The sequence below is a fragment of the Saccharopolyspora elongata genome, from assembly GCF_004348985.1.
Classification (GTDB): domain Bacteria; phylum Actinomycetota; class Actinomycetes; order Mycobacteriales; family Pseudonocardiaceae; genus Saccharopolyspora; species Saccharopolyspora elongata.
In genome coordinates this window covers 87,307-112,729 of record NZ_SMKW01000013.1, presented here as the reverse complement: position 1 = coordinate 112,729, position 25,423 = coordinate 87,307, and the positions used below count along the sequence as shown (strand labels likewise).

Below are 25,423 nucleotides of genomic sequence, written 5' to 3'. Positions count from 1 at the left end.
TTTTGCCTAAAATTGGGAGGTTTTCGGGCCCCGGTCAGTTGGCCGCGGTCAGGCGGAACGGGGTCGGGGAACTGTTGAGCGCCGCCAGCCTGGCCACCACCTGGTAGTCGCCCGCCTGGGCCTTCGCCTGGCCGTCTTCGCAGTCCGATGTGGACGTCTGGCCCGACCACTGGACGTCGTTGCGCACCGACTGGCCCGGCTGCAGCAGCGGCTGCTCGTTCGTCGACTCCGAGTAGCAGTCGTTGCTCGACCACACGTGCTTCCCGCCCGGGGTCGACACCGTCAGCTCGCGCAGCAGGCGGTTGATGTCGCGCACGCAGGCGCGGTCGCTCGCGTTGGTCACCACGACGCTCATGCCGACCCGCTCGCCCACCTTGAACTCCGGGCGGGCCACCTCGGCCACGACGCGCATCGACTCGTCCGCGCACGGCTGCGGCGGCGCGTCGGCCGCCACCGCGACCGGCGGCCCCGGCGGCGGCGCCGGGACGGCTCGCGGCCCCGAGGCCCCGCCCAGCAGGGCGATCGCGCCCCAGCCGAGGAGGGCCACCACCAGCACGACCGCACCGATCGCCACCGCGCGGCGACGCCAGTACACCGTGGGCGGGAGCGGTCCGGTCGGATCAAGCACGGCAACGACAGTAACCCGGCGACTACTCCGAAGAGCGTTACCAACGATCACCCAATCGGGCGCATCACGGCCGATCAGGCCCCGGCGCCCGGGAACGTGCGCCCGCCGAACGCGCTCCTGACTCCCGCGTGGCGCGGGGCAATACCTCGCGAAGTCGACGTTCGCCCGGGTGACCGGTCGATTTCTCGGGAATTGCGCATCACGCCAGGATCCGAGGCCATATTCGCAGGTAAATGAGGCTGTTCCGGATCTAGTTAGGTAAGGTTCGCACGACGGCCGGGGTGACTCCGCGTGGTCCTTTCGGGCGTGTTCTCCCCCGCACCGAGGGCCTGGCAGGATCGGTGGTGCCATGAAGACCACCGCCGCGCATCCCGCCCCGCCCCTGGATCCGGTCGAGCTCATCGACTGGTTCGCCGCCACCGCCCGGCCGCTGCCGTGGCGCGCGCCCGGCACCACGGGCTGGGGCGTGCTGGTCAGCGAGACGATGCTGCAGCAGACGCCGGTCAACCGGGTGCAGCCGATCTGGGAGGAGTGGATGCGCCGCTGGCCGCGCCCCTCCGACCTGGCCGCCGAGCCGCAGGGCGAGGTGGTGCGGGCCTGGGGGAAGCTCGGCTACCCGCGCCGAGCCCTGCGGCTGCACGAGGCCGCCGCGACGATCGCCGCCGAGCACGGCGACGTCGTGCCGTCCGATGTCGACACGCTGCTGGCCCTGCCGGGCATCGGCGCCTACACCGCCCGAGCGGTGGCGGCCTTCGCCTACGGCAAGCGGGCTCCGGTCGTCGACACGAACGTCCGGCGGGTGGTGGCGCGCGCCGTGCACGGCGCGGGCGACGCCGGTCCGCCGTCGACCAAGCGCGACCTCAACGACGTCGACGCCCTGCTCCCGGCCGACGACGCGAGCGCCGCGAAGCTCTCGGCGGCGCTGATGGAGCTCGGCCAGATGGTGTGCACCGTGCGGTCGCCGCTGTGCGAGGCCTGCCCGATCGCGCACGACTGCGCCTGGCAGCACGCCGGCCGCCCGGCCTACGCCGGACCGCCGAAGAAGGTGCAGAAGTTCGCCGGCACCGATCGTCAGGTGCGCGGCAAGCTGCTGGACGTCCTGCGCGGCTCGACCGGTCCGGTGCGGCGGGAGCAGCTGGACGCGGTCTGGTCGGACGCCGGGCAGCGCGACCGCTGCCTGGATTCCCTGCTGGTGGACGGCCTGATCGAGCAGACCGACGACGGCCGCTTCGCACTCCCCGGCGAGCACTGATGGCGCAGGCGGTGGTGGCGTTCTTCGACGACGCCGCGGATTCCGCGATCCGGGCGCTGTGGCGGCGCCTGGACGCGGCCAGGGTGCCGAGAGTCGCCGCGCGCAAGCACCGCCCGCACGTCATCTTCGCCGCGGCCCGCGCCATGCCGACCGCGGCGCGCAAGGCGCTGCGCTCCGAGCTGGAGCTGCTGTCCATTCCGGACCTCTGGCTGCACACGCTGGGAACGTTCCCCGGTGAGGAACGGGTGCTGCTGCTGGGCGCGGTCGTGGACACCGAACTGCTGGCGGTGCACTCGGCGGTGCACGACGCGCTGGCCGGGCGGGTGCAGCACCCCTCCGCCTACTACTTCCCGGGCGCGTGGATCCCGCACTGCACGCTCGCCCAGGGCATCACCGACGACCAGCTGGCGGCGGGTTTCCGGGCACTGCAACCGCCGGAGCCGGTGCGCGCCGGGATCGGCGAGATCGCCATCGTCGACACCAAGACCGGCGAGGCCGAAACCGTCACCACCCGCTGACCCTCCGATCGTGAGTGGGATTGGCCGCCAGGGCGACCACTACCACTCACGACCCCACCGCCGATTCCGGCCGCGCGACCCGAACGCGCTCGACACGCCCCGGGTCCGCGACATTCGATCCACAGTGGACTACCGTCGATCACGAGTTGCCGACCTCCGCGCGAGCCGCCACTTTGGAGCAGCAAATCGCGCACTCAGGAGGGTGAATGGACGTCGACGGCGTGGCCATCCTCGCCCGCGGAATCGCCGCCAGGGGCCCGGAGGGCATCGTGTTCGCCAACCTCGACCTGCGCGTCGAACCGGGCGCGCTGGCCGTGATCTCCGGGCCTTCCGGCACGGGCCGCACCTCGCTGCTGCTCGCGCTGTCCGGCAGGCTCCCGCTCGTCACCGGGCACCTGGACGTCTCCGGGCACGTGCTGCCCGCGCAGGCCAAGGCGGTGCGGCAGCTGATCCGTCCCGCGCGGCTGCGCCCCGGCTACGAGCTGGAGGACAAGCACCGGGTCCGCGAGGCGATCGCGGAACGCCGCCTGATCAGCGGCGTCTCCGAGCGCGCCGTCGAAGCCGCGCTCGACCGGGTCCGGATCGCCCCGGACCGCACCGCGCTGGTCGACGAGCTGCACCCCGCCGAGCGGCTGCTGTTGGCGGTGGCGCTGACGATCGCCGGCTCCCCCGCCGGGATCCTCGTCGACGACGTCGACGCGGGCCTCCCCCGGGCGGCCCGCGCGCAGGTGTGGGCCGGGCTGCGCGAGGTCACCCGTACCGGGATGACGGTGCTGGCCAGCGCGACCGATCCGCCGTCGGGCGACGTCGAGGTGATCCCGCTGCCCGTCCGCGAGCCGGAACGACCCACGAAGGTGCTCGACCGGCAGGAAGAAGAGGTCGCCCGGTGAAAGCGTTCAAGCTGGCCTGGCTGGAGATGCGGCGCTTCCGCGGGCCGCTGCGCCGCTTCGTGCCGCTCGTGCTGATCCTGGTCCCGCTGCTGTACGGGTCGCTGTACCTGTGGTCGAACTGGGATCCCTACGGCCAGTTGAACCGGGTGCCGGTCGCGGTGGTCAACTCCGACCTGCCGGTCGACGCGCGAGGCGAGCACATCAACGCCGGCGAGCAGTTCGTCCAGCAGCTCAAGGCGACCGACATCTTCGACTGGAACTTCGTGGATTCCGCCGAGGCCCGGCACGGCCTCGTGGAAGGCCGGTACTACTTCACGATCGAGGTCCCCTCGGACTTCAGCGCGAAGCTCGCGACCGCGGCCGACCGCAACCCGGAGCGCGCCGCGCTGCAGATCGTCAAGAACGACGCCAACGGCTACATCGCCGGGATCATGGCCGACACGGTGCAGACCGAGCTGCAGAACCAGATCAACGCCGCCGCGCACGCCACCTACGCCCGCGCGCTCTACGGCGAGCTGGACCAGGCGCGGGAGAAGCTGCAGCTGGCTTCGGAAGCGTCGAAGCAGCTCGTCGAGGGCACCGACCTGAGCAAGCAGGGCACCGCAGCGCTCTCCAAGGGCCTGAACGGAGTTCGCGACGGCACCGGCCAGGTCTCGCGCGGCGTGCAGGACATCTCGGACGCCACCGCGCAGCTGAGCAAGCAGCTGTCCGCGGTCAGCAACTTCACCGCCGAGCGGCTGCCCGGCGCGGTCAACGCCCTGGTCAACGCGAGCAACATCGCGGTCAACAGCCTGAGCACGATCAAGACCACCACCGGGTTCCTCAGCCAGCGCGCCGCCGAGGGCCGCTCGGCGATCGAGGAACTCGGCAAGCAGCACCCCGAGATCGCCCAGGACGCCGCCTACCAGCGCGCCCTGGACAACGCCCAGAAGCTGGCCGATTCCGCGAGCACCGCGGACAAGGACGCCCAGCAGGCCCTGGCCACGGCGCAGGACGCCAACTCGCAGGCGCTGACGCTGCAGAACAACATGGGCCCGCTGCAGAACCAGATCCGCGCGTTCACCGCCCCGGCGGACACGCTGCGCGCGGGTGTCGCGGAACTCTCCGGCGGCGCCAACGGCATCACCAACGGCCTGAACACGCTGGCGGCGAGCAGCGGGGTGCTGGAGACCGGCGCCGGGCAGCTCAACGACGGCGCGAAGAACCTGCAGGGCCTGGTCGACGACACGCTGGGCAAGATCCCGCCGACGAACCCCACCGAGGTCGCGCAGGCCGCCGACGTCCTCGGGTCGCCGACCGAGATCCAGACCGACAACCTCAACCCGGCGCACGTCTACGGGCGCGGGCTGGCGCCGTTCTTCTTCGCGATCGCCCTCTGGGTCTTCGGGCTGTTCGCGTACCTGCTGCTCAAGCCGGTGAACCTGCGCGCGCTCGCGGATCGCGTCGGGGCGTTCACCATCGCGTTCGCCGGTTTCCTGCCCGCGGCGGTGCTGGGCATCGTCGGCGGGCTGGTGCTGTACGCGGTGGTCGACTTCGGGCTCGGGCTCGACCCGGTGCACGTCTGGTGGACGATCGGGCTGGTCTCCCTCGCCGCGGTCGCGTTCGTGGCCATCGACCACTTCCTGCGCACCGCGCTCGGCGCGGTCGGCGACCTGCTGTCACTGGTGCTGCTGATCATCCAGCTCACCGCCTCCGGCGGGCTGTACCCGATGGAGACCGCCCCGGCGCCGTTCCAGGCCGTGCACCCGTTCCTGCCGATGACCTACCTGGTGGACGGGCTGCGCGTGACGATCTCCGGCGGCGTCACCGAGCACCTGCTGCGCGACGTGGCAGTGCTGGCAGGCTTCCTGGTCGTGTTCCTGGCGCTGACAACACTGGTCGTCCAGCGCCAACGGGTCTGGAACATCGGCCGCCTGCACCCGCAGATCGAGCTGTAGTGCCTGTTTCCAAACTCGTTCTGCGTTGCGGTGCCGGTAGCGGAACCTCAGGCGCCTTCTCGCTGTGGGATCCCCGACTCATGAATGCCAATTCACCACGTCGGGGCTGTCATCGCGAGAAACCACCTGAGAACCCGCGGCGGTGCAAGCTGCGAGGGCGGGCTAAGCGGCTGCGCCGCTTCAAAGACAAAACCCCGCGTCACCACACCTCAACACCACGACATCCAAAACAGCCCCTGTAGAGCCGATCTCGCGGTACCGGGTCGAATTGTCATCGGGCTTCGCTAGCGTTCGGCCACATGGCACAAACTTTTGCTGCGGTGGAAATCCCGGAGTGGTGCGGCTTCTTCGACGCCGAGCAGTTCGAGGCGTTCCGCAAAGAGGTCGACGACGCTTGCGACTGCTTCGGCGCCGGCGGGCAGTACCTCGAATCGGGCTTCGTCGAGTTGGTCGCTGGGGCCTACTCCGACGGCTACGAGTTCCGGCTCGAACAGCTCGCCAAGCGGTGTGCGGAAGCACCGCGGGAGGACTGGGAGGGCATTTGCTTCGGCCAGATCGACGCGTGGAGCATGGCCGAGGCCCAGTCGGAATGGCTCGAGCAGGCATCCTTCGAGCAGGTGCGGGATCTCCTGCGGATCCACCTGTTCGACGGAAGCCCGCGCTGCGAGGCGGATGAGACGGAGGAGCCCGACGAGTCCGAGGAGTGGTTCCGGCTGCCGCTGGCCGACGGGCTCTGGATCGGGCTGGTCGTAGCGGACGCGCCATCGACGGACGAGGACGAGCCCGAGATCGACACCCAGGTGCACAACGCGGCGGTGCAGGCCTGGGGCGTGGAGCCCGAGCAGCTGGTCGAGGCGGCTCTCGCGAACCTGCGCCGGGAGGAGGAGGCCCCGGCGTGGGGCGAGGTGTCCGTCGAGCTGTCCGATGAGGACGGCGAGCCGGTCGCGACGATCACGGTGCTGACCGCCGAGAACGCCCCGTGGGCGCTGCTGCTCGACGAGATCGAGCCGGAGTTGGCGGAGCACGGAGTGGTGCTGGCCGTTCCCGCGCAGGACGCCGTGCTCGTGGCGGAGGTGCCCGAGCCCGACATGCTGGACCTGGTCGTCACCGCGGTCTCCGCGGTGGCGCGCGATCACGTCGATGCGGCCGAAATCGGCTACGACATCGGCGACAGCACCTACTGGTACCAGAACGGCGAGTTCAGCAGGTTCGAGGAGTCCGAGTCGGACGACGAGGCAGAACCGGTCGGGTAGGGGACGGGCCGGCGGATGCCTCGGGCCGTGCGGTCGCCGGTGGTCGCGGCGGGCTCGTAGGCTGGCTGCATGGCTGTTGTGAAGATCAATGCGATCGAGATCCCTGAAGGTGCCGGCCCGGAGCTGGAGAAGCGGTTCGCTTCGCGGCACGGCTCGGTGGACAGCGCTCCCGGCTTCCTCGGGTTCGAGCTGCTGCGCCCGGTGAAGGGCGAGAACCGCTACTTCGTGTACACGAAGTGGGAGTCCGAGGAGGCGTTCCAGGCGTGGGCCAGCGGCCCGGCGAAGGAGGCGCACGCGGGCGAGGCCAAGAACCCGGTGGCCAGCGGGTCCAGCCTGCTGGAGTTCGAGCTCGTCCAGGAGTCCCACCCCGGCAAGTGACCGGCCGGGCAGCCGTTCCGGCTGTTCAGGACCCGTGAGTGTTTTGGGGCGCTACACCACCCCAAAACACTCACGGGCACTGACCTGCGGCGGCGCGATCAGCCGGTCAGGACGACCGTGGCGAGGATCGCGCGGTGGTCGGCGCCGGCCACGTCGATGGTGCGGAACGACTGGGGCGCGATACCGCCGCTGGTGAGCACGTGGTCGATCGTGACCGGCGGCGGGAACCAGGTGCCCGGGCCCGGCCAGGTCGGGTGCAGGCCGTCGCCGGTGGCCTCGGCGGCGTCGGTGTAGCCCTGGCCGATCAAGTACTTGAGCCGGGTGTGGTCGAGGGTGGCGTTGAAGTCGCCGACCAGCATCCGGGGCGTGCCGTCGGTGGCCGGCGCCGGCAGCTCGCGCATCTCGCGGTCCCAGACCTCGGCCGTGTTCCGGCCCACCGGGTACAGCGGGTGCACCGCGACGATCTCGAAAGCCGGCGAGCCCGGCCGCTGCACCCGCGCCGATGGCTGGGCCAGCGTCGAATCCGGCACCAGCGACAGTTCCTGCAGCGGGTAGCGCGACGCGATCCCGGAGCCGTCCGCCTTGGGCCCCGGCTGGAACACCCGGTGCGGCAGCGTCTCGGCGAGCCCGGCGTCGTCCAGCGCGGCCACCAGCTCGGGCGTGAGTTCCTGCAGGCTCAGGACGTCGACCTGGTTCTGCCGCACGATGTCCACGACCTGCGCGGCATCCGCCCCGCCGAAGAAGCCGTTCAGCGACATCACCCGCAGCGCAACGCCCTGCGCCGGAGTCGCGTCCGGAATGGCGCGCGGCGCGACGGAGAGCACCAGGATCGCGGTCGCCAGGCCGACGACGAGCGCGGTCAACCAGCGCCGCAGGATCACGGCGAGCAGCGCCAGCACGATGCCGGTCAGCGCCGCGTACTGGGTCAACGCCGCCAGCGCCACCAGGTACCGGCCGCTGTCCCAGCCCGACAGCGGCAGCGTCGCCCAGGCCAGCAGGCCGATCGCGGCCAGCACCAGCAGCACCGTGACCACGCGGCCACCGGGCTTGCGCCGCGGCGGGTCGTCCCGCTCCGGCTCGACGACCAACGTCCGATCCATCCTGGCTCCCCAATGTCGTCCGCGTCACCCAGCCTGTCAGCGAGCTGTGCGCGGGCTGTCAGCGTCCCCCCGGAAAGTGAAAGCATGTCATTCGCGATCCGGGCCGAGGGCCTGGTCAAACGATTCGGCTCCACCACCGCGCTGGCCGGGGTGGATCTCGCCGTGCCGGCGGGAACGATCCTCGGCGTGCTCGGCCCCAACGGTGCGGGCAAGACCACGGCGGTCCGGATCCTGGCCACGTTGCTGCGGCCGGATGCGGGCACCGCGACCGTCGCGGGCTACGACGTGCTCCGCCAGCCGGTCGCGGTGCGCAGCCGCATCGGGCTCACCGGCTAGTACGCCTCGGTCGACGAGGAGCTCACCGGCATCGAGAACCTGGTGCTCATCGGCCGGTTGCTGGAAATGCCGAAGCGCGACGCCAAGGCGCGGGCGGCCGAACTGCTGGAGCGGTTCGACCTCACCGACGCCGGCGGCCGCGCGATCAAGACCTACTCCGGCGGCATGCGGCGCCGCCTGGACCTCGCGGCGAGCCTGATCGGCCGCCCCGAGGTCCTCTACCTCGACGAGCCCACCACCGGGCTCGACCCGCGCAGCCGCAACCAGGTCTGGGACATGGTGCGCACGCTCTCCGCCGAGGGCGTGACGGTGCTGTTGACCACGCAGTACCTGGAGGAGGCCGATCAGCTGGCCGACCGGATCAGCGTGATCGACCACGGCCGGGTGGTCGCCGACGGCCGCGCCGACGAGCTCAAGCGCCGTGTCGGCGGCCAGACCCTGCAGGTGCGGCCGACCGATCTGGCGAACGTGCCCGCGGTGCGCCGGATCCTCGCCGAGCTGACCGGCGCCGAACCGGCCACGAACGACGACAGCGGGCTGCTGACCACGCCGGTCGACGACCCGGTGCTGCTGTCCACCCTGGTCCGCCGGCTCGACGACGCCGGGATCACCGCCGACGAGCTCGCGCTGCGCCTGCCCAGCCTGGACGAGGTGTTCCTGGCCATCACCGGCAAGGCCGCCGAGGAGGAGACCGCCGCATGACCGCCACGATCGAACGCCCGCCGGCCGCGCCGACGACCGCCTCGGAGCGCATCGGCCCGATCCGCGCGCTGCGGCACGGCCTGACCCTGGCCGGGCGCAGCATCCTCAAGATCCGCAAGTCGCCCGAGGGCCTGATCGACGTCACCATCCAGCCGATCCTGTTCCTGGTCATGTTCGTCTACCTCTTCGGCGGGGCGATCAACGATGGGGACACCTCGGGATACCTGCAGCTCACACTGCCCGGTGTGATGGCGATGAACATGGTCTTCGCCAGCCTCGGCACCGGCTGGGCGCTCAACACCGACATCTCCAAGGGAGTGTTCGACCGGTTCCGCAGTCTGCCGGTGGCGCGGTCGGCGCCGCTGATCGGCGCGGTGCTCGGCGACATCGTGCGGTACCTGGTGGCGCTGGCGGTGCTGCTGGTCTTCGCCACCATCATGGGCTTCCGCATCCAGACCGATCCGCTGTCCGCGCTGGTCGCGATCGTCGTGGTGATCGCCTTCGCGCTGGCGATGTGCTGGATCTCGGTGTTCCTCGGAATGCTGATCAAGAACCAGCAGGCGCTGCCCGGCGTGGCCATGGCGTTCATGTTCCCGTTGACCATGGGCAGCAACGTGTTCGTGCCGACCGAGACGATGCCGGGCTGGCTGCAGGTGTGGGTGAGCATCAACCCGGTCACCAAGCTCGCGGACACCGCTCGCGGCCTGATGATCGGCGGGCCGGTCGCCGGGCCGCTGACGGCGACGCTGATCTGGATGGTCGCGATCGTGGCGGTGTTCTTCCCGCTGGCGATGTGGGCGTACCGCCGCCGGATGTGACCGTCGGCGGCGCACTCCGAAGCGGCGTTTCCGCAGGCAGGTGGTCGTGAGTGGTTTGGGTCGCCATAGCAGCCCAAAACACTCACGACCGGTGACCAGCGGAAACCGGACCTCGAACGCCCTGCCCCGGAACGCGCGGATGGTCCCTGACCAGCGGTGATGACGGCGTTATCGGTGGTCGCCGGGAGGTGTCCCCGGCCGAAGCGGAATAATCCTCATGACCACCTGCGGTCGAGCCCTCCCGCGTCGGGGGCGGGAGGGACCGACCGCAGGTCCGGCAAAGCCTCCGCCCGATTCGGGGCTAACGCCCCTCAACCCCCAACGCGTCGCGGAGCTCCGCGAAGGCGTCGTCCCGCGAGAGCGCGGCTGCGCCGTCGCGCTCTTCGCGGTGCTCCCCGGCCAGCTCGCGCAGCAGCGCTCGCACTTCGGGGTCTCCTTCGTCGACCAGGCCGCGCAGCACGGTGGCGATGCCGATCAGGCGTGCCGCCCGCTGCGGCCGGCCGGCGGCGAACTCCACGCGTGCCGCTTGCTCCGCGATGGTCGCGTTCAGCGGCATGTCGCGGAGCTCCAGTCCCACGGCGAAGGCTTCGGCGAGCAGCGCCAGCGCCTCGCCGGGCTCGCCTTCGTCGAGGCGCAGCCGCGCTTCGCCGAGCAGTTCCATCTGCCGCAGCGGCTCCGGCTCCGTCGCCGCCTCCGCCAGCGCCGCGCGCGCCGCGGCCAGGTAGTCGCGGGCCTGGTCCCGGTCGCCGGCGTGCCGGGCGACCTCGGCGAGTCCGGTCAGCGCCGCGATCTGGTGGTAGAGGAACCTGTTCCGGCCGATGCGTTCGGCGCGCAGCAGGTCGGCACGCGCCCCGTCGAGGTCGCCGCCGCGCAGCCGCTCCATGCCGATCCGCGCCAGCGCGGGCACCAGGTCCTCGGTGGCGCGCAGTTCGCGGAACGTCTCGACGGATTCCTGGAACGCCTCGATCGCGCCCTCGTGGTCGCCGCGCCGCGACCGGAACTCGGCGATGCTCGTGGTGGTCTGCGCGCTGCCCCACCGGTCGCCGACGGCGCGGAACTCGGTGCGCGCGGCGAGCATGTCCTTCTCCCCGGCGATGGGATTTCCGTTGTGCTCCGCGCCGAATCCCCGGCAGAACAGGCCGGCGGCCCGCGCCCACGGGTGCGGGTGCTGCAGCGCCCGCTCGACGCATCTGTCCAATTCGGACTGTTCGTGGATCAGCATCCACCCGATCGGTTCCATCACCGTCGCGTACAGGTAGCGGAAGAGCGCGCCGGTGTCGCGGGCAGCGGTTACCGCGGTGCGCAGGCCCTCGGCCCAGTCCGGGGTGGAGTCGACGGCCATCACCAGCATCAGGTCGACGATCGCCCGGCTCTCCGGCGGCGCCGCGCCCGGCAGGGCGGCCACCTCTTCAAGCCGGCCCTTCAGCTCGTCGTGCTGCGCGGACATCGACCAGTACCAGCTCAGCGCCGCGCCCAACCGGAAGCCCCGGTCCGCGTCGCCGGACTCCGTCGCCCAGTGCAGTGCCGCGATGATGTTGTCGTGGTCGGCGTCCAGCCGGTTCAGCCAGTCGATCTGCTCCGCTTCGTGCAGCCGGGGCGCGGCGGATTCGGCGAACTCGACGAAGTACGTCGCGTGCGAGCTGCGCAGGGTGTCCTTCTCCCCGGCCGCGGCGAGCTTCTCGGCGCAGAACGCGCGCACCGTCTCCAGCATCCGGTACCGCATGCCGAGTTCCGAATCGACCGCCTCCACCAGGGACTTCTCCACCAGCGAGACGAGCACGTAGAACACGTCCGCGGCAGGCATCCCGACGTCGGCGCACACCGCGGAGATCGCATCGGCCGAGGCGTACCCGGCGAACACCGACATCCGCCCGGCCAGCACCTGCTCCCGCTCGGTCAGCAGGTCCCAGCTCCACTCCACCACCGCGCGCAGCGTCCGGTGCCGCGGCATGGCGGTGCGATTTCCGCTGGTGAGCAACCGGAATCGGTCGTCGAGCCGCTCGGCGACCTGCCGGACGCTCATCGCCCGCAGCCGGGCCGCCGCCAGCTCGATCGCCAGCGGCATGCCGTCCAGCCGACGGCAGATCTCCACCACGTCGCGGGTGTTGCCGTCGCCGAGCGCGAAACCGGGCCGGGCGGCCGTCGCCCGATCCACGAACAGCCGCACCGCCGCGGCCTCCGGCGCAGCGTCCTCGGCTTCCGGCAGCTCCAACGGCCCGACCGGCAGCAGCCGCTCGCCGGTGAGCGCCAACGGCTCCCGGCTGGTCGCCACGACCCGCAGCTGCGGGGCCCGGCTCAGCACCTCCTGCACGAACTCGGCGGCGACCTCGATCACCTGCTCGCAGTTGTCCAGCACCAGCAGCGCCGGCTCCGCCGAGAACAGGTCCGCCGCCCGGTTCAACGCGTGCTTCATCGGCGATTCCAGCAGCCGGGTCTCGCGTACCCCGAGCGCGGCGAGCGCCGCCGCCGTCACGTCCTGCCCGTCCCGCACCGGCGCGAGCTCGACGAACCACACCCGCCGATCCGACATCCCGGCGGCGGTCTCGACCGCCAGCCGCGTCTTCCCCGCGCCGCCGGGACCGAACAGGGTGACCAGCCGGGAATCCGCCAGCTCCCCGCGAACCCGCTCGATCTCCCGCTCCCGGCCGACGAAACTGCTCAACCGGGTCGGCAGCACCGGCCGGACCGGCTCCCACCGCAGCTCGTCGCGCGGATCCGGCTCCGGCCGCGGTGCCGGACGCGGCGCCAGGCCGGGCTCGCCGCGCAGCAGCGCGACCTGCAGATCCCGGAGCTCCTGCGACGGCGACACCCCGAGCTCCTGGTCCAAGCGGCGCCGCAATGCCTCATAAGCGGCAAGCGCATCGGCCTGCCTGCCGCTCGCGTAGAGCGCGCGAACGCGCAGCGCCGTGAGCCGCTCGCGCAGCGGAAAACGCGCGCAAAGCCCCTCCAGCTCGGGCACCAGATCGGCATGCCGACCGGCACCGAGATCGGCCTCCGCCCGATCCTCGACCGCGGCGATGCGCAGCTCCCCCAACCGCGCCGCCTGCGCCTCGGCGAACGGCGCGTCGACGAAGTCGACGAGCGCATCCCCTTGCCAGAGCTCCAGCGCCTCGCGGAGCGTGGCAGCGGCAGCATCGTGCCGGCCGCTGCGGAGCAGGCGGCGCCCCTCTGCCGCGAGCGCGGCGAAGCGGATGGCGTCGACGTCGTCGGGATCCACCAGGAGGGCGTAGCCCGACTGGTCGGAGCGCAAGGACAGCTCGCCCGCGAGCGCGCGGCGCGCGCGAGACACCAGCGACTGGAGCGCGTTCAGCGCGCCGGCCGGCTGGGCGGAGCCCCAGAGGTCGGCGATGAGGAGCTCGGTGGAGACGGTGCGGCCGGCGTCGAGCGCGAGTCGCGCGAGGAGCATCCGCACCCGGAGGCCGCCGACCGCTATCGCCCGACCGTCGGGTGCGTTCAGCCGAAAGGGCCCCAGCAACGCCACGCGCACCGCACCAGCTTCGCAGAAGGGACCGACCCGATGCCTGCCATTTCAGGCGTTGCGCACGCGGTCGCACGGCGAAAACCCGGAGATCACCGGCCGCCCAGCAGGGCGCCTCCTGCCGGCACCGGGGAAAGATCGAAGCCCGTTTTGCCTGGTTCGTCGCGTTCCGATTTCAGGCGAAACCAGGAAACCTCCCGGGCGGGCTCGGCCCGCGAATTATGGGGTAGATCACCTCCCGTCGGGCCGGAGTACCGCCGCGGGCTGGAATCATGGAAGAAACGGACATACCGCCGATCATGTTCCGCCGGCACGGCTCGCACGCCGACGTGCTCCACACCGTCCGGGCGGGGCGCTACCCGGAGCCGCTCGAATGGATCTGACGACCTTGGCCGCCACCTCCGCCGAACCGACCGGCTTCGCCGCCTGGGTGATCTCCGTGATGGAGGCCCTCGGCGGCCCGGGAGCGGGAATGATCGTCGCCCTGGAGAACCTCTTCCCGCCCATCCCGTCCGAGGTGATCCTGCCGCTGGCCGGATTCACCGCCAGCCAGGGCAACATGTCCGTGATCGGCGCGATCCTGTGGACGACGCTCGGCTCGCTGATCGGCGCGCTGGCGCTCTACGGCATCGGCGCGACTCTGGGCCGCGACCGCACCCGCGCCATCGCCGCCAAGATCCCGCTGGTGAAGATCTCCGACATCGACCGGACCGAGGCGTGGTTCGCCAAGCACGGCATCAAGGCGGTCTTCTTCGGCCGGATGATCCCGCTGTTCCGCAGCTTCATCTCGCTCCCGGCCGGCGTCGAACGCATGCGCCTGGCCACGTTCACGCTGTTCACCACGCTCGGCAGCCTGATCTGGAACACCGTCTTCGTGCTGGCGGGCTACCTGCTGGGCCAGAGCTGGTACCTCGTCGAGGAGTACGCGGGGCTGTTTTCTCGCGCGGTCCTGATCACGGCGATCCTGACGGTCGCGGCGTTCATCGCGATCCGCATCCGCAACAACCGCCGCGAACGCCAGCTCTCGGAAGCCCCCACGGTCCGCCTCGCCCGGGTGCCCGCCGAGGCCCCGACCGAAGAAATCCGCCGCATCCGCTGACCGACCCACAGGGGCCGTTCCGGCCGCTCAAGCCCCGTGAGCACTTTTAGTCGCTATGGCAACAAAAACCGCTCACGGCCCCTCACCAGCAGAAGCCCTGCTCCACCCTGCTCAAGAACCCACGCCACGCGGCATGGCTGACCACGATCTGCCCATCCCCAGGCGCCTTCGAATCCCGCACCGCCACAGCCCGGTCGGTTAATCGAACCTCGACGCAGGCGTTGCTGGATCCCGAGCTTCGTGTGCTCTTGTACCAGCCGGTGTCATAGCTCATCACGACATGTCCTTCAGTTTGGTCAGCAGGAGGTTGGCTGACTCCTTCGGCGTGAGCGCCAACTCTTGTGCCCGTTCGAAGGCACAGAACATGGGACCAGTGTCCTCTTCTTGATCGTGGTACGTCGCGGGTCCGTGTGATGCGGCAAACGCGGTTCACGGTGCTGCGTCGCCGAAATCGAGCGTGATGAGACCGCCACCGAGCAGCGGGTTGTCCGGAACATCGCGGCACATGATCTGCACAGTCGCGTTGTGGCGTTCGCCAAGCTGCAGGAGGTGAAGCAGCTGACTTCTCAGCACCTCTGCACTACCCACTACCTGGTCAAGAGCAGTTTCAGTCAGCACGAACGTCAGCTCTTTCGGCGGATCGGCTTGCAGGACCCGACGCTGCTGATCAATCCGGAACGAGAGGAGGTTCTCGACGTCCACCTCCGGCGACTTCCACCAGAACGCCGCGATCACGGCCTTCGCATAATCACGCGTCTGCGCCAAGCCGGGCACGATCCCGGTCTCGTAGAAGCCGATCGCCATGGCATTGGCTTGGAGGTCCGCAAGGCGCTCGAAGGAGCGCGGCAGCTGGTCGGTGTAAGTCCGGCCGCGCTGGCGTTTGCGGGCTTGGGCTCCAAGGGCTAGCGCCGTCGCGCGCATGTCTCCTTTTACGCCGTAAAAGTCGAGCAGCTGGGCGAGTTCTTCCGGCGCGAGGGAACCGACGCCGTTCTCGGCCCTGCTGATGCGGGTCTGCTTCCTGCCGATCTCGCGCGCCGCGTCGTTCTGCTCCGACGAGGTCAGCCTGATCTTCCGCGGCAACGACGAGCTCGTGCTCAGCTGCACCCGTCGCGGCTTCTCAAGGCTTCGCGACGCCGTCGCCGAGGCAGACCAGGACATGATCGCCCGATCGGTTTGAGCCCCAACGCAGAAGGCCCCGCGTCGTGGAGCGCGGGGCCTTCTGGGTCTTGCGTCAGGCGGACTCGGGGTCCGTGCCCTCGGACTTCTCCTCGGAGGCGGCCGAGACCGCGACCGGCGGGGCGTCCGGGACCAGCGACGGCTTCTGCTCGCCGCGGAAGGTGAAGTGCGCCTTGTCGTCGGCGCCTTCGCCGTCCCAGCCCTCGACGTCCACGATCACGATCTGACCCGGCTGGATCTCGCCGAACAGGATCTTCTCGGACAGCTTGTCCTCGATCTCCCGCTGGATCGTCCGGCGCAGCGGCCGCGCGCCCAGCACCGGGTCGAACCCGCGCTTGGCCAGCATCTTCTTCGCCTTGTCGGTCAGCTCCAGGGCCATGTCCTTGGCCTTGAGCGCCTTTTCCACCCGACCCGAGAGCAGGTCGACCATCTGGATGATCTCCTGCTCGGTGAGCTGGTGGAAGACGATCACGTCGTCGATGCGGTTGAGGAACTCCGGCCGGAAGTGCTTCTTCATCTCCTCGTTGACCTTGGACTTCATCCGCTCGTAGTTGGACTCAGCGCCCTGACCACTGGAGAAGCCCAGGCCGACGGCCTTGGAGATGTCCTGCGTGCCGAGGTTCGAGGTGAAGATCAGCACCGTGTTCTTGAAGTCGACCGTACGGCCCTGACCGTCGGTCAGGCGGCCGTCCTCCAACACCTGCAGCAGCGTGTTGTAGATCTCCTGGTGCGCCTTCTCGATCTCGTCGAAGAGCACCACCGAGAACGGCTTGCGCCGGACCTTCTCGGTGAGCTGGCCGCCCTCCTCGTAGCCGACGTAGCCCGGAGGGGCACCGAACAGCCGCGAGGCGGTGTAGCGGTCGTGGAACTCGCCCATGTCGATCTGCACCAGCGCGTCGTCGTCCCCGAACAGGAACTCCGCCAGCGCCTTCGACAGCTCGGTCTTGCCGACGCCCGACGGCCCGGCGAAGATGAACGACCCCGACGGCCGCTTCGGGTCCTTCAGTCCCGCGCGGGTACGGCGGATCGCCTGCGACACGGCCTTGACCGCGTCGTTCTGGCCGATGATCCGCTTGTGGAGCTCGTCCTCCATGCGCAGCAGGCGGGTCGTCTCCTCCTCGGTGAGCTTGAACACCGGGATGCCCGTCCAGTTCGCCAGCACCTCGGCGATCTGCTCGTCGTCGACCTCGGCGACCACGTCGAGGTCACCGGCCTTCCACTGCTTCTCCCGCTCCTCCTTCTGGCCGAGGAGCTGCTTCTCCTCGTCCCGCAGGCGGGCGGCCCGCTCGAAGTCCTGCGCGTCGATCGCGGACTCCTTCTCCCGGCGCACGTCGGCGATCTTCTCGTCGAACTCGCGCAGGTCCGGCGGCGCGGTCATGCGGCGGATGCGCATCCGGGCGCCGGCCTCGTCGATCAGGTCGATCGCCTTGTCCGGCAGGAAGCGGTCGTTGATGTAGCGGTCGGCCAGGCTCGCCGCGGCGACCAGCGCGGAGTCGGTGATCGACACCCGGTGGTGCGCCTCGTAGCGATCCCGCAGGCCCTTGAGGATCTCGACGGTGTGCTGCAGCGACGGCTCGCCGACCTGGATCGGCTGGAAGCGGCGCTCCAGGGCCGGGTCCTTCTCGACGTACTTCCGGTACTCCTCGAGCGTGGTGGCACCGATGGTCTGCAGCTCACCGCGGGCCAGCATCGGCTTGAGGATGCTCGCCGCGTCGATCGCACCCTCGGCGGCGCCCGCGCCGACCAGGGTGTGGATCTCGTCGATGAACAGGATGATGTCGCCGCGGGTCTTGATCTCCTTGAGCACCTTCTTCAGGCGCTCTTCGAAGTCACCGCGGTACCGGGAACCGGCGACCAGCGAACCCAGGTCCAGGGTGTAGAGCTGCTTGTCCTTCAGCGTCTCGGGCACCTCGCCCTTGACGACCTTCTGGGCCAGCCCCTCCACGACCGCCGTCTTGCCGACGCCGGCCTCGCCGATGAGCACCGGGTTGTTCTTGGTGCGCCGCGAGAGGACCTGCATGATCCGCTCGATTTCCTTCTCCCGGCCGATCACCGGGTCGAGCTTGCCCTCGCGGGCGCTCTGCGTGAGGTTGCGGCCGAACTGGTCCAGCACCAGCGACGACGACGGGGTGCCCTCGCCGCGGCCGCCGGCCTCCGCGGGCTCCTTGCCCTGGTAGCCCGAGAGCAGCTGCAGCACCTGCTGGCGCACCCGGTTGAGGTCCGCACCGAGCTTGACGAGCACCTGTGCGGCGACGCCCTCGCCCTCGCGGATCAGCCCGAGCAGGATGTGCTCGGTGCCGATGTAGTTGTGGCCGAGCTGCAGCGCCTCGCGCAACGACAGCTCCAGCACCTTCTTGGCCCGTGGGGTGAACGGGATGTGTCCGCTGGGGGCCTGCTGCCCCTGGCCGATGATCTCCTCGACCTGTTGGCGCACGCCCTCAAGCGCGATACCCAGCGACTCCAACGCCTTGGCGGCGACACCCTCACCCTCGTGGATCAAGCCCAGGAGAATGTGCTCGGTGCCGATGTAGTTGTGGTTGAGCATCCGGGCCTCTTCTTGGGCCAGGACGACCACCCGCCTCGCGCGGTCGGTGAACCTCTCGAACATTCGCACTCCCTGACTGCTGCGCCGGCGGTCTCGTTGGCTGGGCACGGCTCCTGCATCGCCGATGCCCACGACGGGTTCAGCACTCTTGAGGACCACTGTAGTAGCCCCACCCGGTCGCGGTCCGTGCCCGCTACGGCCTACTGCCCACATTCTTGTCCGGCACCCTGACCAACGGCACGCTGGCCTGCGAGATTCCGGATTTGGACCGATCGGATGGCCCTGTCCGCTCAGCGCGAACAGGTCTTACTGCTTGGACTGATCGGCGGACGCGCCGCGCCTCCCGCCGATCGGCACCACCATCGGGGTACCCGCGACGGGATCAGCAATCACCCGCGCCTTCAGCCCGAACACCTCGGCCAGCAACTCCTCGGTGAGCACCTCGCCCGGCGCGCCCTCGGCGACGATCGCGCCGGCCTTCATCGCCACCAGCCGGTCGGCGTAGCGGGCGGCCAGGTTCAGGTCGTGCAGCACCATCACGACGGTACGACCGCTCTCGTCGTGCAGCTGCCCGACCAGCTCCAGCACGTCCACCTGGTGCGAGAGGTCCAGGTAGGTGGTCGGCTCGTCGAGCAGCAGCAGGTCGGTGCCCTGCGCCAGCGCCATGGACAGCCAGGCGCGCTGCCGCTGGCCGCCGGAGAGCTCGTCCAGGGTGCGGTCGGCGAGGTCGGCGATGCCGGTCATGCCCAGCGCCTCGGCCACCGCCGACTCGTCGTCGGAGGACCACTGCCGGTACCAGGACTGGTGCGGGTGGCGGCCGCGGGCGACCAGGTCGGCGACGGTCAGGCCCTCCGGCGCCACCGGCGACTGCGGGAGCACCCCGAGGACCCTGGCGACTTCCTTGGTGGACATCTTGTGGATCTGCTTGCCGTCCAGCAGCACGCTGCCGCGCCGCGGGTTCAGCAGCCGGCCCAGCGCGCGCAGCAGCGTCGACTTGCCGCAGCCGTTCGGGCCGATCACCGCGGTGATGGTGCCGTCCACGACGTCGAAGTCCAGGCCGTCGACGATGACGCGGTCGCCGTAGGCCAGCTGCAGGTCGGTGGCGTGCAGCCGCTGCCGGTCGCCAGAGGGCACCGCGCGTCCGTCGTCGGTCGTCTTGGACGTGGCGGATGCGGTCATGCGCGGGCCTCCCGGTACCGACGAACGAGCAGGTAGATGAGGTACGGGGCGCCGAGGATGGCGGTGATGATGCCGACCGGCAGCTCGGTGCCGCCGAAGGCGGTCCGGGAGATCACGTCCGAACCGACGACGAGCGCGGCGCCGAGCACCGCTGAGGTGAGCAGCGGCGGCCGCGAGGTGCGCGCCACGCGCAGCGCGATCTGCGGGGTGGCCAGCGCGACGAACTGGATCGGCCCGGCCGCGGCAGTGGCGATCGACGCCAGCGCGACCGAGGCCAGCAGCAGCACGCCGCGCGAGAAGTCCATCCGGACGCCCAGGCCGCGCACCGTGTCGTCGTCGAACTGCAGCGCGCCGAGCACGTGCGCGCCGATCAGGGCCAGCGGGATCAGCACGACCAGGGCGATCCCCACCGGGATGACGTGCTCCCAGCCGCGCGCGTTGAGGCTGCCGGTCAGCCACACCATGGCCCGGCTCGCCTCGGTGACGTCGCCGACGGTGAGCAGCCAGTAGGTCGCGTTGCCCGCCAGCGCGCTGACGCCGACGCCGACGAGCACCAACCGGAAGGAGTCCACGCCGCGGCGGTAGGCCAGCCCGTAGACGGCGATGCCGGTGACCAGCCCGCCCGCCAGCGCCACCAGCGGCAGGCCGTAGTCGGCCAGCGCGCCCGCGAGGCTGCCCGCGGTGCCGCCGAGCACGATCACCAGCGTCGCGGCGGTGCCCGCGCCCCAGGTGATGCCGAGCATGTCCGGGCTGGCCAGCGGGTTGCGGGCGAGGGCCTGCATGATCGCGCCGGCGAGGCCGAGCGCGGCGCCGACCAGCAGGCCGGTCAGCGACCTCGGCAGCCGCAGCTCCCAGATGATGATCTGCTGCGCCCGGTCGCCGCCTCCGAACAGCGTGTTGAGCACCTCCAGCGGGCTGATCTGGTACTCGCCGAGGCCGACGTTGAGCACGAACACGGCCAGCAGCACGACCAGGCCGCCCAGCAGCGCCACCAGCGGCCGCATGCGCAGCACGCCGGAGAACGGGCCCACCCGGACCGGCCGGCGACCGGAGACGCCCGACTGCTCGTCTTCGAGGACCTGGGTCACAACCGCACCAACTTCCGGCGGCGCACGAGCGCGATGAAGAACGGTGCGCCGACCATCGCCAGCATCACCCCGACCTGCACTTCGGACGGCCGCGCCACGACCCGGCCGAGCACGTCGGCGAGCAGCACCAGCGACGCGCCCAGCAGCCCGGCGAACGGCAGCAGCCAGCGGTAGTCGGCGCCGGTGAAGTAGCGGGCCACGTGCGGCACGATCAGCCCGACGAACCCGATCGGCCCGCAGATCGCGACCGCGCCGCCGACCAGGATCGCGATCGCGGCGATGCCCGTCCGGCGGGCCCACTCGACGCGGTGGCCGAGCGAGCGGGCCACGTCGTCGCCGAGCGAGAGGGCGTTGAGGCTCGACGCGTTGGCCAGCGCCAGCACCACGCCCACCACCAGGAACGGCAGCACCTGGGGGATCACCGCGGTGTCGGTGATCGCGATGGACCCGACCTTCCAGAACCGGTAGGTGTCCATGGTCTGCTGGTCGGAGATCACCAGCGCCGAGGTGATGGCCTGCAGCAGGTGGCTGATCGCCGTGCCGGCCAGCGCCAGCGTCACCGGGGTCGGGCCGCCGCGGCCGAGGGAGCCGATCGCGAACACCGCGAGCGCGCCCAGCATCGCGCCAGCGAAGCCGAACCAGATGAAGCCGAGCAGCGTCGTGACGCCGAAGGTGTAGACCGCGAGCACGACGGCCAGCGCCGCGCCCTGCGTGATGCCGAGGATGCCCGGGTCGGCGATCGGGTTGCGGGTGTGGCCCTGCATCAGCGCGCCGGCCAGGCCCAGCGCCGCGCCCGCGAGGACGCCGACCACGGTGCGCGGCACCCGGAGCTCACGGATGATCAGGTCGTTCTCCGTGCCGGTCGGCGCGAACAGCCCGGCCCACACGTCCGCCAGCGGGATCGTCTTGGCGCCGATCATCACGCTGAGCACGCAGCTGACCGCGAGCACGACCAGCAGCACGACGATGCCCGTGACCCGGCGGCGCCGGCGTTGTCGCAGGCGTTCGCCGCCGGCAGCTGTGGACGCCGCGACCTGCTCGGACCCGGGAGGGCCGTCGACGGCCACGCTGCGACTCACGTCCCACTCCCTCTGTTCACCCGTCCGGACCGCACTTAGGTTAGGCCCACCTAAGGCTGAACCGACAGGGTGGGCCGGAATGTCCGATGTCACACGTCGGCGGGGGGCGGCGGTTACCGGCGCCGGGGCAACCGGGAAAAAGGGCAACACGGGCCACAATCGGACAAGATCTCGCGTTGATCAATCGCCACATTTCGGCCCGTTAAGCGGCGATTAGAGTTATCCGAACGCAACGAGGGGCGTTTGCGGGGCCCATCGGCCCGCAAACGCCCCTCGGCGTCGGTTACTTCAGTTCGCCTGGTGGTACTGCTCGACGATGTCGGCGGGGATACGGCCCCGGTCCGACACCTTCAGACCGCGCTTGCGAGCCCATTCCCGAATGGCCTGGTTCTGCTCGCGATCGGCACTCGTGGAACCGCCGGTGGAACGCGCCGCGGCGCCCGGGCGCGGGCCCGGCTTCTTCCGGCCGCCCGCCCGGCGCGCGTTCGAGACGTAGTTCGCGAGCGCATCCCGCAACTCACCGGCATTGTCGGCGGAAAGGTCGATCTGGTAGGCGACGCCGTCCAATCCGAACTCGACGGTTTCATCCGCCTGCCCGCCGTCGAGATCGTCGACAAGGGTGACTGTGACCTTCTGCGCCATCTTCGAAGTCCTCCCCGGAGCAAAAAATGTGCAATAGCGGGACAGCGACCTCGCCAGGAGCGCAACTCCCTTGCGAGTACGTCAATAAGCCGTCACCGGAACATTCTGAGCACAGGTTAGCGCAGTAACTGCGACAATGCACTCACCCGGGCCGGAAAATTCACCGCCTCCCGCCCTGATCGGGTCATTCCGGCCGGACCAGCGGGAACAGGATCGTCTCCCGGATACCGAGACCGGTCAACGCCATCAACAACCGGTCGATACCGATTCCGACCCCGCCGCTGGGCGGCATTCCGTACTCCAGGGCGCGGAGAAAGTCCTCGTCGATCGGCATGGCCTCGTCGTCTCCGGCGGCCGCGAGTGCGGCCTGTTCCTCGAGGCGAGCGCGTTCCACGACCGGGTCGACGAGTTCGGAGTATCCGGTCCCGAGCTCGAACCCGCGAACGTACAGATCCCATTTCTCCGCCACGCCCGGCTCGGTGCGGTGCTGCCGGGTCAGCGGGGAGGTCTCCAACGGGAAGTCGCGAACGAACGTCGGTGCGGTCAAATGATCGCCGACCAGGTGCTCCCACAGCTCCTCGACGAGCTTTCCGTGGCCGTGCTTGGGATCGGTCTGCAATCCGTAGGAGTCCGCGTGCTTGCGCAGCGCCTCCACCGGAGTTTCCGGGGTGATCTCCGAATCCAGCGCTTCCGACAAGGAGTCGTACATCCGCAGCGACGCCCACTCGCCGGACAAGTCGTACTCGGTCCCGTCGAACCAGGTGACCACCTGCGAACCCGCGACCGCCTCGGCCGCTTCCTGGATCAGCGACCTGGTGAGCTCGGCCATGTCGTTGTAATCGGCATACGCCTGGTAGAACTCCAACATCGCGAACTCCGGCGAGTGGGAAGAATCACTGCCCTCGTTGCGGAAGTTCCGGTTGATCTCGAAAACCTTCTCGATCCCGCCGACCACGCATCGCTTCAGATACAACTCCGGCGCGATCCGCAGGAACAGGTCGATGTCGAAGGCGTTGGAATGCGTCGTGAACGGGCGAGCCGCGGCACCGCCTTGCAGCGTCTGCAACATCGGGGTTTCCACCTCGACGAAACCGCGCCGGTCGAACGAATCCCGCAGCGATCGCTGAACCGCGGCGCGGGTGCGCACCGTGTCGGCGGCCTGCTTCCGCACGATCAGATCGACGTAGCGCTGCCGGACGCGGGTTTCCTCGCCGAGGTCCTTGTGCATCACGGGCAGCGGGCGCAGCGTCTTGGCCGCCATCCGCCATTCGTCGGCCATCACGGACAGCTCGCCGCGCCGGGAGGTGATCACCTCGCCGTGCACGAAGACGTGGTCGCCGAGGTCGACATCGGCCTTCCAGGCCGCCAGCGAGTCCTCACCGACCTGCTTGAGGCTGAGCATGGCCTGCAGCTCGGTCCCGTCGCCCGCGCGCAGTGTGGCGAAGCAGAGCTTTCCGGTGTTGCGCAAGAACATCACGCGGCCCGCGACGCCGACCTGGTCGCCGGTGGCGGTATCGGGCTCCAGGTCCGGGTACGCGGCGCGCACCTCGGCGAGGCCGTGCGTGATCGGCAGGTTCACCGGGTAGGGGTCGACACCGGCGGCGAGCAGGCGCTCCCGCTTCTCCCGCCGGATCCGCATCTGTTCCGGCAGATCGTCGACGCCGTCAGCGCTGGTTGCCGGAGGGTTGGGAAGGTCCTGGTCAGTCACGGCCTCCAAGGGTACGTTTCGCCCTCCGCGACGCCGCCACCAGGCGTCCTTTCAGCGGTTGACACCACCCGGCCCGTTTCGCGGGCGGTGTGGAGCGAACGGCCTGTTCGCCTCGATGGGCGAGGTGAACGGACCGTTCACTTCATCTCCCCGATCCGCTGGAATGAGGTGAACGGACCGTTCGTCCCGATAGGAGAGGCCAACAGGCCGTTCACACCACCCACCGAAAGACGAGCCGCACCCTGGGGGTCAGCGGAAGTTGCGGTCGAAGACGAGGCGGAGGCCCAGCAGCGTCAGGTCCGGGACGTGGTGGGTGATCGTCGTCGACTCGGTGACCACCAGCGGCGCCAGGCCGCCCGTGGCGAGGACCGTGGTGGGGCCGCCGTGGGTGGACTCCAGCTCGGCGACGATGCGGCGCACCAGCCCGTCCACCTGGCCCGCGAATCCGAAGAGGATGCCGGACTGCAGGCACTCCACGGTGTTCTTGCCGATCACCGAGCGCGGGCGGACCAGCTCGACCTTGCGCAGCTGCGCGGCCCGGGAGGCCAGCGCGTCCAGCGAGATCTCGATGCCCGGGGCGAACGCGCCGCCCAGGAACTCGCCCTTGGACGAGATCACGTCGATGTTCGTGGACGTGCCGAAGTCGACCACCACGCAGTTCGTCGCGTGCAGGTGGTGCGCCGCCAGCGTGTTGATCACCCGGTCGGCGCCGACCTCCTTCGGGTTGTCCACCAGCAGCGGCACCCCGGTGCGCACGCCCGGCTCCACGACCACGCGCGGCACGTCGCTCCAGTACCGGCCGAGCATCACGCGGAGCTCGCGCAGCAGTGCGGGCACTGTGGACAGCGCCGCGATGCCGGTGATCTCCTCCGCGTAGTCGCCGAGCAGCCCTCGCATGGTCAGCGCCATCTCGTCGGCGGTCATCCGCGGCTCGGTGCGCATCCGCCAGTCCCGCACCAGCGTCTTCGCGACGTCGACATCCGGGCGGTCGGCGTAGAGGCCGAGCACGATGTTGGTGTTTCCGACGTCGATGGCGAGCAGCACCGTCGTTCGTCCCTTCGGGAGATTCGTGCCAGGTCACGACAGCTGCTCAGTGCTCCGGCTGCTGCAGGAGGGCGTCGAGCTTCGCGGCGTCGTCGGTCTCGGCCGTGGGATCGGCCAGCACGGCGCCGCTGGTGAGCCCGGAGCCCTCCGGGGCGCGGGCCGGGTCCTCGCCGCGCTCCACGATGCGGTTGTCCGCGTCGACGAAGATCACCTTGGGCCGCACCGAACGCGCCTCCATCTCGTCCATCACCCCGTAGGAGATCAGGATGACGAGATCGCCGGGCTCGATCAGGTGCGCGGCCGCGCCGTTGATGCCGATCACCCCGGAGCCCCGCTCGCCGGTGATCACGTAGGTCTCCAGCCGGGCGCCGTTGGTGACGTCGACGATCGCGACCTGCTCGCCTTCCAGCAGGTCCGCGGCGTCCATCAGGTCCGCGTCCACCGTCACCGACCCGACGTAGTGCAGGTCGGCCTGGGTCACCGTCGCACGGTGGATCTTGGACTTCAGCATGGTGCGGAACATCGCAGACCTCCTACTGCCGATACCGCGGCTTGCCGACGCATCTTGCGCGA

At 70.2% G+C, this 25,423-nt stretch carries 21 protein-coding genes and 1 pseudogene; 9 read left to right on the top strand and 13 right to left on the bottom strand.

Going from position 1 to position 25,423, the window contains the following annotated elements; translation table 11 throughout:
* Nucleotides 1–34: 34 nt before the first annotated feature.
* Nucleotides 35–628 (bottom strand): hypothetical protein, encoded by a 594-nt coding sequence (locus E1288_RS12700; protein WP_132484550.1) that lies wholly within the window; start codon nt 626–628, stop codon nt 35–37.
* A gap of 349 nt (nt 629–977) precedes the next feature.
* Between E1288_RS12700 and E1288_RS12695 the strand changes: the two genes are divergently transcribed.
* From E1288_RS12695 to E1288_RS12670, 6 genes are all read left to right on the top strand, one after another.
* Nucleotides 978–1,880 carry an HhH-GPD family protein gene (locus E1288_RS12695; protein WP_132484548.1) on the top strand — a complete coding sequence of 301 codons (903 nt, stop codon included), beginning with the start codon at nt 978–980 and terminating at the stop codon, nt 1,878–1,880.
* Entirely contained in the window at nt 1,880–2,398 is a 519-nt protein-coding gene (locus E1288_RS12690; protein WP_132484546.1) for a 2'-5' RNA ligase family protein, read from the top strand. Before E1288_RS12695 ends, E1288_RS12690 begins: the two co-directional genes overlap by 1 nt.
* A gap of 206 nt (nt 2,399–2,604) precedes the next feature.
* Nucleotides 2,605–3,288 carry an ATP-binding cassette domain-containing protein gene (locus E1288_RS12685; protein WP_132484544.1) on the top strand — a complete coding sequence of 228 codons (684 nt, stop codon included), beginning with the start codon at nt 2,605–2,607 and terminating at the stop codon, nt 3,286–3,288.
* Nucleotides 3,285–5,225: a YhgE/Pip domain-containing protein gene (locus tag E1288_RS12680; protein WP_132484542.1), complete on the top strand. Its 1,941-nt coding sequence runs from the start codon at nt 3,285–3,287 to the stop codon at nt 5,223–5,225. The genes E1288_RS12685 and E1288_RS12680 overlap by 4 nt, the downstream gene beginning before the upstream one ends.
* A gap of 299 nt (nt 5,226–5,524) precedes the next feature.
* Nucleotides 5,525–6,478: a hypothetical protein gene (locus tag E1288_RS12675; protein WP_132484540.1), complete on the top strand. Its 954-nt coding sequence runs from the start codon at nt 5,525–5,527 to the stop codon at nt 6,476–6,478.
* A 69-nt stretch (nt 6,479–6,547) separates the two neighbouring features.
* Complete coding sequence (locus E1288_RS12670) at nt 6,548–6,856, top strand: antibiotic biosynthesis monooxygenase family protein (RefSeq protein WP_093267950.1); 309 nt, start codon at nt 6,548–6,550, stop codon at nt 6,854–6,856.
* 98 nt (nt 6,857–6,954) lie between these two features.
* Here the strand turns inward: E1288_RS12670 and E1288_RS12665 are convergent, their stop codons facing one another.
* Entirely contained in the window at nt 6,955–7,956 is a 1,002-nt protein-coding gene (locus tag E1288_RS12665; protein ID WP_132484538.1) for an endonuclease/exonuclease/phosphatase family protein, read from the bottom strand.
* 84 nt (nt 7,957–8,040) lie between these two features.
* On the opposite strand from E1288_RS12665, the pseudogene E1288_RS12660 reads away from it, so the two are divergent.
* Nucleotides 8,041–8,994, top strand: a pseudogene (locus E1288_RS12660) (ATP-binding cassette domain-containing protein).
* The gene (locus tag E1288_RS12655; protein ID WP_132484536.1) at nt 8,991–9,812 is read left to right on the top strand and encodes an ABC transporter permease; all 822 of its coding nucleotides are present in this window, start codon (nt 8,991–8,993) and stop codon (nt 9,810–9,812) included. Before E1288_RS12660 ends, E1288_RS12655 begins: the two are co-directional and overlap by 4 nt.
* A 301-nt stretch (nt 9,813–10,113) precedes the next feature.
* Here E1288_RS12655 and E1288_RS12650 read toward each other — a convergent pair whose 3' ends face one another.
* Nucleotides 10,114–13,299: a BTAD domain-containing putative transcriptional regulator gene (locus E1288_RS12650; RefSeq protein WP_132484534.1), complete on the bottom strand. Its 3,186-nt coding sequence runs from the start codon at nt 13,297–13,299 to the stop codon at nt 10,114–10,116.
* Nucleotides 13,300–13,663: 364 nt separating this feature from the next.
* Between E1288_RS12650 and E1288_RS12645 the strand changes: the two genes are divergently transcribed.
* Nucleotides 13,664–14,389 carry a DedA family protein gene (locus E1288_RS12645; protein ID WP_132484532.1) on the top strand — a complete coding sequence of 242 codons (726 nt, stop codon included), beginning with the start codon at nt 13,664–13,666 and terminating at the stop codon, nt 14,387–14,389.
* An 82-nt stretch (nt 14,390–14,471) separates the two neighbouring features.
* Here the strand turns inward: E1288_RS12645 and E1288_RS12640 are convergent, their stop codons facing one another.
* The 10 genes from E1288_RS12640 to panD all read right to left on the bottom strand — a co-directional run bounded on the left by E1288_RS12640 (nt 14,472) and on the right by panD (nt 25,373).
* Nucleotides 14,472–14,663 carry a DUF397 domain-containing protein gene (locus E1288_RS12640; protein ID WP_132484654.1) on the bottom strand — a complete coding sequence of 64 codons (192 nt, stop codon included), beginning with the start codon at nt 14,661–14,663 and terminating at the stop codon, nt 14,472–14,474.
* Between the two features lie 155 nt (nt 14,664–14,818).
* Nucleotides 14,819–15,493 (bottom strand): helix-turn-helix domain-containing protein, encoded by a 675-nt coding sequence (locus E1288_RS12635; protein ID WP_165968083.1) that lies wholly within the window; start codon nt 15,491–15,493, stop codon nt 14,819–14,821.
* A 127-nt stretch (nt 15,494–15,620) separates the two neighbouring features.
* Nucleotides 15,621–18,173, bottom strand: coding sequence for an ATP-dependent Clp protease ATP-binding subunit (locus E1288_RS12630; protein ID WP_132484528.1), 2,553 nt, complete (start codon nt 18,171–18,173; stop codon nt 15,621–15,623).
* A gap of 243 nt (nt 18,174–18,416) precedes the next feature.
* Nucleotides 18,417–19,289 carry an ABC transporter ATP-binding protein gene (locus E1288_RS12625; protein ID WP_132484526.1) on the bottom strand — a complete coding sequence of 291 codons (873 nt, stop codon included), beginning with the start codon at nt 19,287–19,289 and terminating at the stop codon, nt 18,417–18,419.
* Nucleotides 19,286–20,377 (bottom strand): FecCD family ABC transporter permease, encoded by a 1,092-nt coding sequence (locus E1288_RS12620; RefSeq protein WP_132484524.1) that lies wholly within the window; start codon nt 20,375–20,377, stop codon nt 19,286–19,288. Before E1288_RS12620 ends, E1288_RS12625 begins: the two co-directional genes overlap by 4 nt.
* Nucleotides 20,374–21,456 carry a FecCD family ABC transporter permease gene (locus E1288_RS12615; protein WP_132484522.1) on the bottom strand — a complete coding sequence of 361 codons (1,083 nt, stop codon included), beginning with the start codon at nt 21,454–21,456 and terminating at the stop codon, nt 20,374–20,376. Before E1288_RS12615 ends, E1288_RS12620 begins: the two co-directional genes overlap by 4 nt.
* Nucleotides 21,457–21,744: 288 nt before the next feature.
* Nucleotides 21,745–22,098: a histone-like nucleoid-structuring protein Lsr2 gene (locus E1288_RS12610; protein WP_132484520.1), complete on the bottom strand. Its 354-nt coding sequence runs from the start codon at nt 22,096–22,098 to the stop codon at nt 21,745–21,747.
* Nucleotides 22,099–22,282: 184 nt separating this feature from the next.
* Nucleotides 22,283–23,737 (bottom strand): lysine--tRNA ligase, encoded by a 1,455-nt coding sequence (lysS, locus tag E1288_RS12605; protein ID WP_207954326.1) that lies wholly within the window; start codon nt 23,735–23,737, stop codon nt 22,283–22,285.
* 318 nt (nt 23,738–24,055) lie between these two features.
* Nucleotides 24,056–24,850 (bottom strand): type III pantothenate kinase, encoded by a 795-nt coding sequence (locus tag E1288_RS12600; RefSeq protein WP_132484516.1) that lies wholly within the window; start codon nt 24,848–24,850, stop codon nt 24,056–24,058.
* 46 nt (nt 24,851–24,896) lie between these two features.
* Complete coding sequence (gene panD, locus E1288_RS12595; RefSeq protein ID WP_093267982.1) at nt 24,897–25,373, bottom strand: aspartate 1-decarboxylase; 477 nt, start codon at nt 25,371–25,373, stop codon at nt 24,897–24,899.
* Nucleotides 25,374–25,423: the final 50 nt, after the last annotated feature.

What these genes read in the sequence shown, in the direction of transcription:
- E1288_RS12640 (WP_132484654.1), bottom strand. Translation starts at nt 14,663, where the DNA reads ATGAGCTATGACACCGGCTGGTACAAGAGCACACGAAGCTCGGGATCC.
- E1288_RS12625 (WP_132484526.1), bottom strand. Translation starts at nt 19,289, where the DNA reads ATGACCGCATCCGCCACGTCCAAGACGACCGACGACGGACGCGCGGTG.
- E1288_RS12645 (WP_132484532.1), top strand. Translation starts at nt 13,664, where the DNA reads ATGGATCTGACGACCTTGGCCGCCACCTCCGCCGAACCGACCGGCTTC.
- E1288_RS12695 (WP_132484548.1), top strand. Translation starts at nt 978, where the DNA reads ATGAAGACCACCGCCGCGCATCCCGCCCCGCCCCTGGATCCGGTCGAG.
- E1288_RS12685 (WP_132484544.1), top strand. Translation starts at nt 2,605, where the DNA reads ATGGACGTCGACGGCGTGGCCATCCTCGCCCGCGGAATCGCCGCCAGG.
- E1288_RS12610 (WP_132484520.1), bottom strand. Translation starts at nt 22,098, where the DNA reads ATGGCGCAGAAGGTCACAGTCACCCTTGTCGACGATCTCGACGGCGGG.
- E1288_RS12675 (WP_132484540.1), top strand. Translation starts at nt 5,525, where the DNA reads ATGGCACAAACTTTTGCTGCGGTGGAAATCCCGGAGTGGTGCGGCTTC.
- E1288_RS12690 (WP_132484546.1), top strand. Translation starts at nt 1,880, where the DNA reads ATGGCGCAGGCGGTGGTGGCGTTCTTCGACGACGCCGCGGATTCCGCG.
- E1288_RS12630 (WP_132484528.1), bottom strand. Translation starts at nt 18,173, where the DNA reads ATGTTCGAGAGGTTCACCGACCGCGCGAGGCGGGTGGTCGTCCTGGCC.
- E1288_RS12670 (WP_093267950.1), top strand. Translation starts at nt 6,548, where the DNA reads ATGGCTGTTGTGAAGATCAATGCGATCGAGATCCCTGAAGGTGCCGGC.
- lysS (WP_207954326.1), bottom strand. Translation starts at nt 23,737, where the DNA reads ATGCGGATCCGGCGGGAGAAGCGGGAGCGCCTGCTCGCCGCCGGTGTC.
- E1288_RS12665 (WP_132484538.1), bottom strand. Translation starts at nt 7,956, where the DNA reads ATGGATCGGACGTTGGTCGTCGAGCCGGAGCGGGACGACCCGCCGCGG.
- E1288_RS12655 (WP_132484536.1), top strand. Translation starts at nt 8,991, where the DNA reads ATGACCGCCACGATCGAACGCCCGCCGGCCGCGCCGACGACCGCCTCG.
- panD (WP_093267982.1), bottom strand. Translation starts at nt 25,373, where the DNA reads ATGTTCCGCACCATGCTGAAGTCCAAGATCCACCGTGCGACGGTGACC.